This is a genomic window from Pedobacter zeaxanthinifaciens, from assembly GCF_003313335.1.
In the GTDB taxonomy this organism is placed as follows: domain Bacteria; phylum Bacteroidota; class Bacteroidia; order Sphingobacteriales; family Sphingobacteriaceae; genus Pedobacter; species Pedobacter zeaxanthinifaciens.
Genome location: NZ_QMHP01000004.1, coordinates 257,883 through 271,703 on the forward strand (window position 1 = coordinate 257,883; position 13,821 = coordinate 271,703).

Here is a 13,821-nt window from a genome sequence, read left to right on the forward strand (position 1 = left end):
AACATTAAAATAAACAGTATGTCGACACCTTATATCCCGTGTTTAGATTTAAGCACATATGTAAACGGAACGGAAGAGCAACGTAAAAAATTTTCTGATGAATTAGGAAAAGCTTTTAATGATTCTGGTTTCGTTACGATAACCAATCATGGCGTTAGTCAGGAATTAATTGATCAACTATACAAAAATATTAAGGAGCTATTTGCTTTGCCGGTTGAAACTAAGCGTAAATATGAAAAACCTGAATTGGCGGGACAACGTGGCTACACTAGTGCAGGCAAAGAAACAGCCAAAGGCGCAAAAACTGCTGATTTGAAAGAGTTTTGGCAAATTGGCCAAACGGTGGAGGATGGAGATCCTATTAAAAATGAGTATCCAGCGAATGAAGTGGTTGAGGAAATTCCAGAGTTTAATACCGTAACTAGGGAAATTTACAGGAAACTGGAAGAGAATGGCAAGCATTTGTTGAGGGCAATTGCTACTTATTTGGGTTTGCCAATTGATTATTTTGATCAACATGTACATAACGGAAACTCGATATTGAGAGGTATACATTACTTTCCTATTGAAGATCCAGATTCGATTTCTCCTGATGCTGTACGTGCAGGAGCGCATGAGGATATCAATTTGATTACTTTATTGATTGGCGCTAGTGCTGATGGTTTAGAAGTGCTAACGCGTAGCAATGAGTGGTTGCCAATTAAGGCACACCATACTGATATTGTAGTAAACGTAGGAGATATGTTGCAGCGTTTAACTAATAACAAGTTACGCTCAACAACGCATAGGGTGGTTAATCCTCCTCGTGAACTGATGAAAACTTCTCGTTTTTCGGTGCCGTTTTTCTTGCACCCACGCAGCAATATGGATTTAACAAGTTTAACTTCTTGTATTGATGAAGCGCATCCGAAGTTGTACAGTGATATGACTGCAGGTGAATATTTGGATGAACGTTTAAGAGAGATTGGTTTGAAAAAGATGTAAGACCTTGATTTTTTTTGTAAATCAATAACCTTTTTTATAACAAAAGCTCCTGATTTGGAGCTTTTGTTGTTTTAATTCTTTTTGGTCAAGCTATCTAGCTTCGTACTGTCGCTAGGTTTTGGGCTGAGCTTAGGAAATTCAGGAAGTGGGATTGGAGCTTTGTCGGGTTTCGGCGTTGTTTCCTTGGTTACGGGCTTACTTTCGACTTTGGTTTTTACCGGCGCCGCTTTTCCTTTTTTTGCTGTACTGCCTTTTACCGGAGCTATTGCCTTAGGTTTTGCAGCCACTCCTTTAATAATGTCGGCCTTGCTAACTGGGCGTAACTCAGGCTTCCAGATAAAACCAGTTAGTAAGGGTTCCTTGCTAAGCTTGTCCATAGGGTCAACCGCACCTTCTACTTCCCTTACCGTTACAATATGTGTGAGCTCCTTTTCTTGAAATTTAAACCTTAGCCTACTGCTCACCGTTTGGTTCACATTATCGTATTCGCCTTTATTGTTTTTGCTGTAGTAAATGCTTTCTGCATTGCCATCCACGTACATATTTCTCAACTCTCCATCTGCAAAAAATCCGGTGATGATTTTGCCTTTAACCTGGTTAAACTTGGTTGAATCGCCATCTACATTTACAATAAAACCATTGTTAATTACTTGGAAATTGTGGATTTTACTGTTTTTGAAGAATACGTTAATCGTGTCGCCTGTTTGTTGTGTGCCATCAGACCATAATATAGGATTGTTGTACCAGCGTAGCGTGGAATCGGCAGAAGTATAGTACAACGAGTCGGCCTTGGCCTGCATGTTAGATTTATATACCCTTACATTGTGAAAAGCTTTAATAACCCTGGCCTTAACAGTATCCGCAGGATTTACGGTGCTGTCAGCGCTCAGTTTATTAGCACCTAAACTGGCAGCATTTTTTGTTGCGGCCGCACTATTGCTTGCAGGTTTAGTTTTGCTGGCGTTTAGTTTTTGCTGCACCGCATTTTTCGTGGGCTCCACTTTTGCCGGTGCCGCAATTTTCTTCAGCTTCATTAAACTATCGGCAGTTAAGCTATCCTGTCTCAATTTGAGTTTGCTTAGTGCCAAACTATCTGGAGGTGGTGGCGGTGAGGTTTCTTTAATTGTTTTCTTCGCTTCCTCGTCAAGCTGTTTTTGCTCTTTTTTGCTGAGTTTGGTTTCTGTACCAGTAGCTTTTTTATTATCCTTTGGCGCTACTGCCGATTGCGCTAATAGCTTTCGGGCTTCGGCTTTTTCCTTTTCTTTCTCCGCTTTCTCTTTTTCGTCCTCTGCACCAATTTCGTTATCCTTTTTAACTGCTGGTCGGGTGAGTAATTTCAAATCTTTCACTAAAGAGCGCTGACTTTCTAGCGTATCAGCACCTAGCCAAAGCGTATCAGGTAATTTTTTATTATTTACGGTGATAGAATCTTTTGTGCCAATACCAACATAGGCTTTTTGAGTCACTACAATTCGTTCTTCGTTACGGTAATATTCACCTAACTGTCCCCATAAGGTAGTTTGATCTTTGGTGTCTTTAAAAACGATATTTTTAACCGCCTTGCCATAACCCGTTTTTCCGTAGTAATACAAACTATCGCCTTTTAAGGAGCGACTGCCGTTGGTGTATAGGTTTTTCTTGCCAAACATGGCGTTTTCACTCTTGGTATTGTAACTGCCATCTTCGGTATATAGCTTATCATCTTTATTTTTGATGTTTGTTGGACCATAGAAGTAGGTCCAATTGGTTGCGGTATTATATCGTAAAGTTTCTTCGGAACTGATGGTGGTTTTTTCGGCTGTAACTACGCGTACATTCACTTTAAAGTAAGCATCGCGGGTGTTTGAAAAGTAAAAGCCTTGTTGGCTGGTAATGGTAGCATCTTTATTTACTAGCTTACCACCAGTAGTGTACTTTCCAATTTTGGCCACCATATCGTAATCAAGGATATCGGTAGTTAGCGTGTTTTCCCTGTCTACTAACTTTACGTTTTTTTCCAAATGCGCTTTTTTGGCGTTGCCATCGTAATTTAATAGGTCAGAATAGATATTAAGCGTATCACCTTGATTGATGTGTACATTTCTGAAAGCTTCAAAATAATTCCTGTCCACATAAAGTACTGCACTATCGCAGCGCAAAATTGCCCCTTCGTGACTAAAAACAGGTTTTCTCAAATAGGATATTGATTTTTTCGCATCGATATCCGCTTTCTCAGCAGACTCCAATTTAATTTGAGTGCGAGTTTGTGCAAGCAGCACAAACGGGCAAATCAACAAGATGAATAAAAGGCGTAACTTTTGCACAGTACAAATTTACAATTTTAGATTCAGTTTATAATTGGCTTTATCAGTTTAACTAGGCAATGAACCAAATAGCTAATAACCAAGCACCAATAACCAAGCATCAATAATCAATAAACGGATGTGGCTGCTAAATGAACTAATGAACTAATGAACCAAATAACCAATAAAATAATCAATAAGCGGATGCGGCTGCTAAATGAACTAATGAACTAATGAACCAAATAACCAATAACCAAGCATCAATAATCAATAAACGGATGTAGCTGCTAAATGAACTAATGAACCAAATAACCAATAACCAAGCATCAATAATCAATAAACGGATGTAGCTGCTAAATGAACTAATGAACCAAATAACCAATAACCAAGCATCAATAATCAATAAACGGATGTAGCGGTTAAATGAACTAATGAACTAATGAACCAAATAACCAATAACCAAGCATCAATAACCAATAAACGGATGCAGCTGCTAAATGAACTAATGACCAAATAACCAAACAACCAAATAACCAATTTACTTCTTACTTTTGACTAATGTTACCACTAAAGCAGTTTACCGATTACATTACCCAGCAGCATCTTTTTAACGCTAGCGATCACGTGCTATTGGGCGTTAGCGGAGGGAAGGACTCTGTTTTGATGGCACAGTTATTTAAACTCGCTGGTTTTCATTTTAGTATAGCGCACTGCAATTTTAATTTGAGGGCAGATGAAGCCCAACGCGACGAGGCTTTTGTTAAGCTGTTGGCCCAAGAGCTGGAAGTTCCTTTTCACGTAGTACATTTTGATACCGAGAACTTTGCGAAGGAACACAAAATTTCCATCCAAATGGCAGCTCGTCAGCTAAGGTATCAGTGGTTTGAAGAAACGAGAAAGGCCAACGGCTACCAGTACATTGCTGTGGCTCACCATCAAAACGATGCAATTGAAACTGTTTTGCTCAACTTAGTACGTGGCACGGGCGTAAGTGGCATGCATGGTATTTTACCTAAACGCGAAAATTTAATTAGGCCGCTGCTTTTTTTATCGCGATTACAAATAGACGAACTTGTGGAGGAACATCAGTTGCCTTACGTAGAGGATAGTTCAAATGAAAGTAGCAAGTACGCCCGCAATAAAATACGTTTACAGGTGGTGCCGCATCTAAAGGAAATCAACCCGAGCCTAGAGCAAACTTTCGAAAAAAATATAACAAGATTTAAGGAGCTAGAATTGTTGTTGCAGCAAGCTGTAAAGCAGGTTGCCAACTACTTGCAGAAGGACGAAAGTGGTTTGCTGCGCATTAAAATTGAAGATGTACAGCGGTTATCGCCTCAAAAACTGCTTTTTTATGAACTCTTAAAACCTTTTCATTTTGCAGAAGCCGTAGTTGAGGAAATATTGCTTTCGCTAAACAAGCCGAGTGGTACTTCTTTTTATAGCGCTACTCACTGTTTAACCATCGATAGGTCGGCGCTTATTTTATCTCCAATAGAAACGACCAAACCTTTGCTTTATTTGCACGGGGAAGGTCGCTTGCAAATTGGCGCTGAACAATTGATTTCGTTGAGCTTTACAGATAGTTTGAGCTTTAAGCCCGAAAAGAATTTTGCGTATGTTGACGCCAGCTTGTTAATTTTTCCATTGGTGGTTAGGTATTGGGAAAGTGGCGATAGGTTTAAGCCGCTAGGTATGAAATATTTTAAAAAACTGAGTGATTTTTTTGTAGATGAAAAAGTGCCGCTACCTGTAAAAAATAGAACACCACTATTAATTAATGGTAATGGCGAAATGATTTGGATAATGGGGATGAGGCAAGATGAAAGATATAAATTAAGTGCAACAACGAAAAAAGTTGCTATATTCGAATTATCAAATTTGTAAATGGACGGCAGATACACCTATATCGAAAAACAATACATTGGCAGAGACTATATTCGTATCTCCATTAGGCTAATTATGGCCGCGTTTTGCTTTGCTGTTTATGTTTACGAAAGAGATAGAGACAATACCGTAGATTTATTTTTAGTGGTAGGCTTTGGGATCATTGCGGTTTCCATTGTGCTTTTGTTTATGGTGCAGTACAAAACTGTTATCGAAAATAAAAAGGTGATAATTGATGGCTTGTGGACTACAAAGAAAGTAGTAATTGATTTAAACCAGATCACGCAAATCAAAAAGGCTACCTATAGCCGGTTCTTTTTCAATAACCCCGTGTACAATTTGCATAAAAATGGTACGGTGCGTTTTTTTTCATCAGGTAGAGATGCCATTGTGCTTACCGATAGGGACGGTTTAGAATACTATATTGGCACGCAAAGGCCAAACGAAATGTATTTGGTTTTGCAAAATGAAATGAAAGCTTAGTCTATCTATTTTATTACCCACAGATAACAATCTTTCAAGCGGTAATATTTTACATTTGCTTTTGTAAAATCTAATTTAGATTTACATCACAACCAACATCAATGAAAATAGGAATAGTTTGTTACCCTACCTTTGGAGGTAGTGGCGTAGTAGCTACCGAGTTAGGCAAAGCTTTGGCCAACGAAGGCCATCAGGTACATTTTATCACATACAGTCAGCCTGCCCGTCTTGATTTTTTCTCCGCCAATCTTTTTTACCACGAAGTTTCAGTAAGAGATTATCCCCTGTTTGATTACGCACCTTACGAATCCGCATTGGCCAGTAAGCTAGTAGATGTAGTTAGGTTTGAGCAATTAGATATTTTACATGTACACTATGCCATTCCTCATGCGTCTGCAGCATTTATGGCGAAGCAGATTTTAGCTACTTACGGCATCAATATTCCGTTTGTAACTACGTTGCACGGTACAGATATTACCTTAGTAGGAAAGGATGCCACCTATAAGCCTGTTGTTACGTTTTCTATCAACCAAAGTGATGGTATCACTACAGTATCTGAAGATTTAAAGGAAGATACTTACGGGCACTTTGAAATCACCAAGGAAATTAACGTAATCCCTAACTTTATTGATTTTAATAGGTTCAGCTTGCAGCCAAAAGATCATTTTAAGAAGGCGATTGCGCCAAATAACGAACGCATCTTAATTCATACCTCCAATTTCCGTAAAGTAAAGCGTACAGAGGATGTGATTAGGATGTTTGAAAAAGTGCAGCGGAAAATTCCGTCGAAGCTTTTAATGGTAGGTGATGGTCCTGAGCGTTCATCAAATGAGGCTTTGTGTAGGGAGTTAGGTATTTGCGACAGCGTGAGGTTTTTAGGTAAGCAGGATGCAGTAGAGGAGATCCTGTCGGTATCTGACCTGTTTATCATCCCTTCGGAAAATGAGAGTTTTGGCTTGGCTGCTTTGGAGGCAATGGCTTGTAAAGTTCCAGTGATTTCTTCAAATGCCGGTGGTTTGCCCGAGCTTAATGTAGATGATTTTTGCGGTTACATGTGCAACGTTGGCGATATTGATGACATGGCAAATAAGGCAGTTACCATCTTGAGCGACCAGAAAACCTTGGATTACTTTAAAGAAAATGCTTTAACCAGGGCCAAAGACTTCGATTTGAAGAAAATACTTCCTCGCTATATTTCGTATTACGAAGAAGTAATTGCTAAAAGTTCAAATCATTAATTTCCAAAAACTAAGCAAACGGGCGAGCCAACTTGAATGCGTTTTCCGCTGTCGGTAAGTTTTCCTGTTACTTCATTTCTGTGGAATATCACAATCTCATTGGTGTATTGATGGCCTACCAGTAAATATTTTCCACTTGGATCAATAGTGAAATTACGCGGCCCTTTGCCTAACGTACTCACGCTTTCAACAAAGGCAAGTTGACCATCTTTTTGTATGCTAAAAACATTGATGGTATTGGCATCGCCGCGGTTACTTTCATATAAAAACTTGCCATCTGCGGAGGTATGAATATCGGCAGCGTCAATTTTTCCGTTGAAGTCTTTTGCCACGGTTTCTACTTCCTGTAATAACGATAGTTCGCCTTTTTTATAACTAAATGCACTTATTTTACCATTAAACTCGTGAGCTAAATAAGCAAATTTGCCATTTGGACTAAAAGTTAAATGCCTTGGGCCAGAACCCGCATTAGTTTTAACGGTAGTTTTAAATTTAAGTGGTTGTTCAGCAGTTGCATCATAACTGTAAATGTATATGTTGTCTTCTCCCAAATCGGTAGCTACCAAAAAATTCTTATCTGGCGTAAACTGTACTTGGTGCACATGTGCGCTAGCCTGGCGCTTATCGGGGCCACTTCCCGTATGTTGTATGTTCTGCTTAAGCGAAGTTAAAGCACCATCTAGCTTGATCCCAAAAACACTAATTGATCCACCGGAGTAGTTTGCTGTGATGACATTTTTGCCATCAGTTAAAATAAAGCACGGATTAGCCCCCTTAGTAGCCTCCTTGTTCAAAGGGTTTGCTTTTCCCGTTTGTAAGTCGAATATGAAAGCACTAGCGGCACTGTTAACGCCATCTTCGTAAACTGTATACAAAAAGTCCCTATTTCTACTCAAAGCAAGGTAGCTTGGGTTAGCTACATTTTTAATCACATTTAGCTGTTTGGTATCGGCAGTTTTGTTGTCAAATTCGTAAACATATATCCCTTCGCTAGTGCCCTGCTTGGTGTAAGTGCCAACAACGAGGTGATGTTTTTGTGCGAAACAGCATAGGGTAGTAGCGGTAAGTAAAGCAAACAGTAAAGTTTTTTTAAGCATGATAAAGGAATTAATGAGTAATAAAGATAAAAAAAATGCGCAGGCTAATTCTGCGCATTTTTCTTTTTTATTTGATGAGATGTTTGATTTGGATCAACTCCTGCTCGTCCAGATATCTCCATCTTCCACGAGGTAAATCCTTCTTAGTTAAATTGCCGTAAACTACACGATCAAGCTTCACTACGTCATAACCTAAGTGTTCGAAAATACGTCTAACAATTCTGTTTTTTCCGCTATGTATTTGGATACCGATTTCATTTTTGCTTCCACCAGTCACGTAAGAAATGTTATCTGGTTTAATGAAACCATCTTCTAGTTCCAATCCAAATTGAATTTTATTGAAATCGCCTTGCGTAAGGTTTTTGCTTAATTCAACTTGGTAAATTTTAGTAATGCCATTGCGTGGGTGTGATAACCTATCGGCAAGCTCACCATCATTAGTCATTAACAATAGTCCAGTTGTGTTTCTATCTAAGCGGCCAACAGGATAAATTCTTTCCTTGCTAGCTTTTTCCACCAAATGCATTACAGTTTTGCGCTCTTGAGGATCATCTGTTGTGGTAATGTAGTCTTTTGGTTTGTTTAAAAGTACATAAACCTTTCTTTCCCTTTTAAGCAACTCGCCGTTGTACCTAACTTCATCTTTATAGGGATCAACTTTGTGACCCATCTCGGTAACAACCACGCCGTTTACGCTTACAACACCTGCTTCTATCAGTTCATCGGCCTTACGGCGTGAGCAAACACCTGCATTAGAAATGTAGCGGTTCAAACGAATCAAATCATCATTTTCTTCCTTTACATTTTTCCTTGATCTAAGGTTTGAGCTAACCCTTTCACCTTTGTCTTTGGTATTTTTGAAATTATCTTCTCTTTTTCTGAATGGTCTGTTATCGCCGTAACGAGCCTCGCTTCTGTCGGAGAATTTGCTGCTGCTATCTTTAGCGAAGCCATCTCTTTTAGTGTAGGCTCTTTTATTTCCGAATGAATCTTCTTTTTTGAAATTGCGCTCTGTACGCTCTCCACGTTCTCCGCTTTCTCTGCGGTCAAAATTATTTCTTTCCGACCTTCCGCTACGCTCTGTACGTCCTCCACTGTCTCTGCGGTCAAAATTGTTTCTTTCTGGTCTTCCTGCACTACGTTCCGAACGTTCTCTACTTTCTGAGCGTTCTCCGCGGTCTGTACGCTCTCTTTTTTCCCAAGGGCGATCATCCTTTTTGTCAAAAGACTTTTTGAAACCCTGATTGTCGTTGAAATTATTTCTGGCAGGTCTGCCAGTGTTTGATTTGAAATCTTTTTTGTCGTTATCGAAGCGGCGGTCGCCATTTCCTTCATTAAAACGTTTTGGCTTGTCGCCATCTGAGTAGCTTCTTCTTCCGCTACGTTCTCCACCACGCTCTCCAGCACGTTCTCCGCTACGTTTACCTGTGTTGGACTTGTCATCCCGACTTTTCCCTTTGTTACTATTTGTCATTGATACGCTTTTAACCGCATAAAATAATGCGGCTGCAAAGTTAGCAAATTTGCAGGGATAAACAATTTGGAAATATACGGAATTTATTAAAAAAGTACGAGTTTAAAATGTTGCTTGTTGGTTGTTTAAACGCAGTTTTTAGTGCTTATTTTCGTAAGTGCTTGATAATTAAATATATAAATTGTACCTTTGCGCACCAAGTATTAAGTGTTAACTAAAAAAGGAGGAAGATGTTAAAGAAACACCTCATTCCATTGGCGGTAATTTTTGGATTACTGGTAATGGCCAAAGTGTTTGCTTATAAGCTACCAACCAAAGTAGAAAATCTTAAGAAAGATAACTATACCAATAGTACAGATACAACCGAAGAGCCGGTTTTTTCAATAGCTCAACTAGAGTTTGCAGAGGAGTCGCTGCCAATTGGCGACAAGAAAGTAAACACAAAAATGAAGAATACTTTGGCTTCATTTTCTTATGGAAGTTTGCAAACAAATCGTTTGCATCTAAAAGCAGCGAAATGGTTTCCAATTGTAGAGCCTATTTTGGCAGCCTATGGTATACCCAACGACTTCAAATATATTCCCTTAGTGGAGTCAGGTTTGAAGGCGGGAGTATCGCCTAAAGGAGCGGCAGGCTATTGGCAGTTTATGCCAAGCACCGCACGTATGTATGGCTTAAAAGTGAATAAGAAAGTAGATGAACGCTACAATCTTAAAAAATCTACGGTGGCAGCAGCTAAATATCTGAAGGATCTTTACGGTACTTTTGAAAGCTGGACACTAGTAGCAGCGGCTTATAATGTGGGCGATAGTCACATGCGTAAGCAAATTAACCGCCAAGGGCAGGATAATTATTTCAAAATGAAATTGAATAGAGAAACCAGTTTGTACGTTTACAAGTTGATTTCAGTTAAGGAAATTTTGGAAAATCCGAAGCGTAATGGTTACAAAAACCAAAAGGCGTTAATGGCGTATAAACCTGTAGAGGAACATACAACTACAGTAGAATAGATAAAAAAAATTGGTATAGCTTTTTTATAAGCATTTTAAAGGCTGTTTCCTATAAGGAAGCGGCCTTTCTTTTTAGGTAAATGAGTGAGTAAAGTATGGGCGGCATGTTGTGTAGCGCTTTACCGCTTTTGACTTTTCACTGGTAACTTTTGACTTTTTACTTTTGACTTTCTACTTTTGAACCTATGCAGCAATTAAAGGTTACTCGGGTTCAGCAAGAAGTTAATGAAGTGATTACGGTTGTTTTGGAGCCTTTGAGCGAAAATAAGCCAGTTTTTAAAGCAGGCCAATTTTTAACCTTAGTGTTTCAACGAGATGGTAAGGAGCTGAGAAGGTCTTATTCGGTTTATAGCTCCCCTTTGGTTGATGAGCCACTTTCCATAGCGGTGAAGCTGGTAGAAAACGGTGAGATTTCTAGATTTTTACACCATAGTTTAAAGGCTGGCAATATTGTCGAAGTAACCGAGCCTAATGGAAATTTTTTTTACGAAGTAGCTGAACATCAACAAAGAACTGTTTTTTTATTTGCAGCGGGAGTAGGAATTACGCCACTTTTTTCGATTTTAAAAACAGCGCTAGTTGGGGAAGGGAATTCAAAAATAGTGCTCATTTACAGCAGCCGTTCGGCAGAAGAAACACTTTTTTTGGAGGAGCTGCGAGAATGGCAACATATTTATCCCGATAGGTTTGAGCTCATCAACCTTTTTAGTAACTCAAAAAATTTGATGCGTGCCAGATTGAATGGTTTCTTAGTGCATGAGCTCATCCGGCAACATTTGTCTTTCGCTAAAGAAGATGCATTGTTTTATACTTGTGGGCCGGTGGATTATATGGATGTTTGCCGCATCTCCATATTGGGAGCAGGTTATTTGCCTCATCAGGTTAAAAGAGAAACTTTTGTGTTGCCTGAGGATGAAATTGATGAGGATGACGCGACTGAAAAAGTGGTTGATAAAAACACCTACAGCATTAACTTAATATTTCAGGGCGAAACCCATCATTTGGAAGTTCCTTGGCCTAAGCGAATTTTAGATGTGGCGTTAGAAAATAAAATCAAAATTCCGTACAGCTGTAGCGGCGGCGTATGTAGCACCTGTGCGGCCACTTGCATTTCGGGAGGCGTGAGGATGGATTATAACGAAGTCCTCACCGATGATGAGATTGCCAGGGGTAGGGTGTTAGTTTGCACTGGACACCCAACGGAAAATGATACCACAATCATTTGGGGGTAATCAGCCTGTCATTCCGACGATAGGAGGAATCTGCTTATAACTAGCTTCTTCACTGCGTTCAGAATGACAAAGCGGTTAGCCTTCATAACTACTTTTCTCTCCGTTTTAGGAATAGATGCCAAAGGCAGAGAGGGCCTTTCAGTTCAAACCTCTGCCTATCACTCTCTTTCGAAAGGAGAGGGAATTGCTGGTGCTACTACTTTACATTCTTGCTCTGTGGCGGTAAAGGTACAAAGTCAGTTTCGCCAGGTACTTTGGGAAATTCTTGGTTCAGCCATTTTTGCTTTGCTTCTTCAATCAGTTCGCGACTGCTTGCCACAAAGTTCCAATAAATAAAACGTTCTTCGGGGAAAGCTTCGCCACCAAAAATATAAACCGTACTGTTGGGCAACATGGTAAATTCGCAAAGTTTACTGTCTTTAGCTACTAGGAAATTTTTTGGGCCAAAGGTATTGCCATCATTTTCAATGCCTCCCTCTAAAATATACAAGCCGCTTTCTCCAAATAAATCCTCGCCTATGGTTAATGTTTTTTGTGCTTTATTTTTTATTTCGATGAAATACAATGGGCTGTAAACGGGTATAGGAGATTTTCGTCCGAAGGCTTCGCCAGCAATCAGTTTGAAATTTACGTCGTCTTGTTCCCAAGCTGGGATATCTTTGCCATCGGCATGAAAAAACTCTGGTTCCATTTGTTCCAGATGTTTAGGCAGTGCCACCCAAATCTGTAGTCCATGCATGTTTTTTACGGTTCCTCTCAAGTATTCTGGCGTACGTTCAGAGTGGGCAATGCCCTTTCCGGCTGTCATCCAATTTACTTGTCCCGGTTTAATTTCCACTGCTGTACCCAGTCCGTCGCGATGCATTACTGCACCCTCAAATAAAAAGGTAAGTGTAGATAAACCGATATGCGGATGAGGGGGAATGTCGAAATTTTCGTTTTCATTAAGTGTTACTGGCCCCATGTGGTCAATGAAACAAAACGGGCCTACCAATCTTTTTTCCCTAAAAGGAAGTAAGCGGCCTACTAAGAAATTTCCAATATCGCTTGGTCTTTCTTCAATAATGAGCTGAATGTTCGACATGGTTTAAAGATAAGGAATTGTTGTTCTTTTTAGCCACAGATGCACAGATTTTGTTTTGTGATTAAGCCCTCTCTGGCTGCGCCATCTCTCCCAGGGGGAGGAAAATTATAAAGTTGCATAGGCATTTCGCTGTACTACTTTGTTTTTAGCCACAGATGCACAGATTTTTTTTGATATCATACCCTCTCTGGCTGCGCCACCTCTCCCAGGGGGAGAGAGATTGTAAAATTGCTTAGGCATTTCGCTGTACTACTTTGTTTTTAGCCACAGATGCACAGATTTTGTTTTGTGATTAAGCCCTCTCCGGCTAAGCCATCTCTCCAAGGGGGAGAGAGATTGTAAAATTGCTTAGGCATTTCGCTATTCTCTCCCTTTGGGAGAGATGCCCGAAGGGCAGAGAGGGTTTGGAATTATCTATTTATAAATTGCTTAGCCTTGTTAGTTTAATCGCCTCTAATTGTAGGTCTATCATTTAGAAGTATTGGAAGCCGTCAATGTAGGTTGTTTCTTTAGCCACAGATGCACAGATTTTGTTTTGTGGATAGACCCTCTCTGGCTGCGCCATCTCTCCCAGGGGGAGAGAGATTGTAAAATTGCTTAGGCATTTCGCTATTCTCTCCCTTTGGGAGAGATGCCCGAAGGGCAGAGAGGGTTTGGAATTATCTATTTATTAATTGCTTAGCCTTGTTAGTTTAATCGCCTCTAGTAATTGTAAGTCTATCATTTAGAAGTATTGGAAGCCGTCAATGTAGTTTGTTTCTTTAGCCACAGATGCACAGATTTTGTTTTGTGGATAAACCCTCTCTGGCTGCGCCATCTCTCCCAGGGGGAGAGATTGTAAAGTTGCATAGGCATTTCGCTATTCTCTCCCTTTGGGAGAGATGCCCAAAGGGCAGAGAGGGTTTGGAATTATCTATTTATTAATTGCTTAGCCTTGTTAGTTTAATCGCCTCTAGTAATTGTAAGTCTATCATTTAGAAGTATTGGAAGCCGTCAATGTAGTTTGTTTCTTTAGCCACAGATGCACAGATTTTGTTTTGTGGATAAACC

The 13,821-nt window shown here is 39.8% G+C and carries 10 protein-coding genes; 6 read left to right on the forward strand and 4 right to left on the reverse strand.

The genetic code is table 11. The annotated features are described in order from the left end of the window. The first annotated feature begins 18 nt into the window (after positions 1–18). Positions 19–984, forward strand: a complete 966-nt coding sequence (locus DUT68_RS08115) for an isopenicillin N synthase family dioxygenase (protein WP_113637353.1) — start codon at positions 19–21, stop codon at positions 982–984. Positions 985–1,055: 71 nt separating this feature from the next. Here the strand turns inward: DUT68_RS08115 and DUT68_RS08120 are convergent, their stop codons facing one another. Next, positions 1,056–3,287 (reverse strand): OstA-like protein, encoded by a 2,232-nt coding sequence (locus DUT68_RS08120; RefSeq protein ID WP_157960804.1) that lies wholly within the window; start codon positions 3,285–3,287, stop codon positions 1,056–1,058. A gap of 537 nt (positions 3,288–3,824) precedes the next feature. On the opposite strand from DUT68_RS08120, the gene tilS reads away from it, so the two are divergent. The 3 genes from tilS (at position 3,825) to bshA (ending at position 6,874) form a co-directional block, all read left to right on the forward strand. Next, positions 3,825–5,153 (forward strand): tRNA lysidine(34) synthetase TilS, encoded by a 1,329-nt coding sequence (tilS, locus tag DUT68_RS08130; protein ID WP_113637359.1) that lies wholly within the window; start codon positions 3,825–3,827, stop codon positions 5,151–5,153. Continuing rightward, a complete protein-coding gene (locus DUT68_RS08135; protein WP_113637360.1) occupies positions 5,154–5,636 on the forward strand; it encodes a hypothetical protein in 483 nt (160 codons plus the stop codon). 101 nt (positions 5,637–5,737) lie between these two features. Then, entirely contained in the window at positions 5,738–6,874 is a 1,137-nt protein-coding gene (gene bshA, locus DUT68_RS08140) for an N-acetyl-alpha-D-glucosaminyl L-malate synthase BshA (RefSeq protein WP_113637362.1), read from the forward strand. On the opposite strand, the gene DUT68_RS08145 is transcribed toward bshA, so the two are convergent. Both DUT68_RS08145 and DUT68_RS08150 read right to left on the reverse strand, forming a co-directional pair. Beyond that, a complete protein-coding gene (locus DUT68_RS08145; RefSeq protein WP_113637364.1) occupies positions 6,871–7,971 on the reverse strand; it encodes a lactonase family protein in 1,101 nt (366 codons plus the stop codon). The two genes, bshA and DUT68_RS08145, sit on opposite strands and share 4 nt — an antisense overlap. 67 nt (positions 7,972–8,038) lie before the next feature. Next, positions 8,039–9,445 (reverse strand): pseudouridine synthase, encoded by a 1,407-nt coding sequence (locus DUT68_RS08150; protein ID WP_113637366.1) that lies wholly within the window; start codon positions 9,443–9,445, stop codon positions 8,039–8,041. 230 nt (positions 9,446–9,675) lie between these two features. On the opposite strand from DUT68_RS08150, the gene DUT68_RS08155 reads away from it, so the two are divergent. Both DUT68_RS08155 and DUT68_RS08160 read left to right on the forward strand, forming a co-directional pair. Beyond that, positions 9,676–10,455: a lytic transglycosylase domain-containing protein gene (locus DUT68_RS08155; RefSeq protein WP_113637367.1), complete on the forward strand. Its 780-nt coding sequence runs from the start codon at positions 9,676–9,678 to the stop codon at positions 10,453–10,455. Positions 10,456–10,640: 185 nt separating this feature from the next. Next, complete coding sequence (locus DUT68_RS08160) at positions 10,641–11,687, forward strand: ferredoxin--NADP reductase (protein ID WP_113637369.1); 1,047 nt, start codon at positions 10,641–10,643, stop codon at positions 11,685–11,687. A gap of 196 nt (positions 11,688–11,883) precedes the next feature. On the opposite strand, the gene DUT68_RS08165 is transcribed toward DUT68_RS08160, so the two are convergent. Beyond that, positions 11,884–12,771 carry a pirin family protein gene (locus tag DUT68_RS08165; RefSeq protein WP_113637370.1) on the reverse strand — a complete coding sequence of 296 codons (888 nt, stop codon included), beginning with the start codon at positions 12,769–12,771 and terminating at the stop codon, positions 11,884–11,886. Between the last annotated feature and the right edge of the window lie 1,050 nt (positions 12,772–13,821).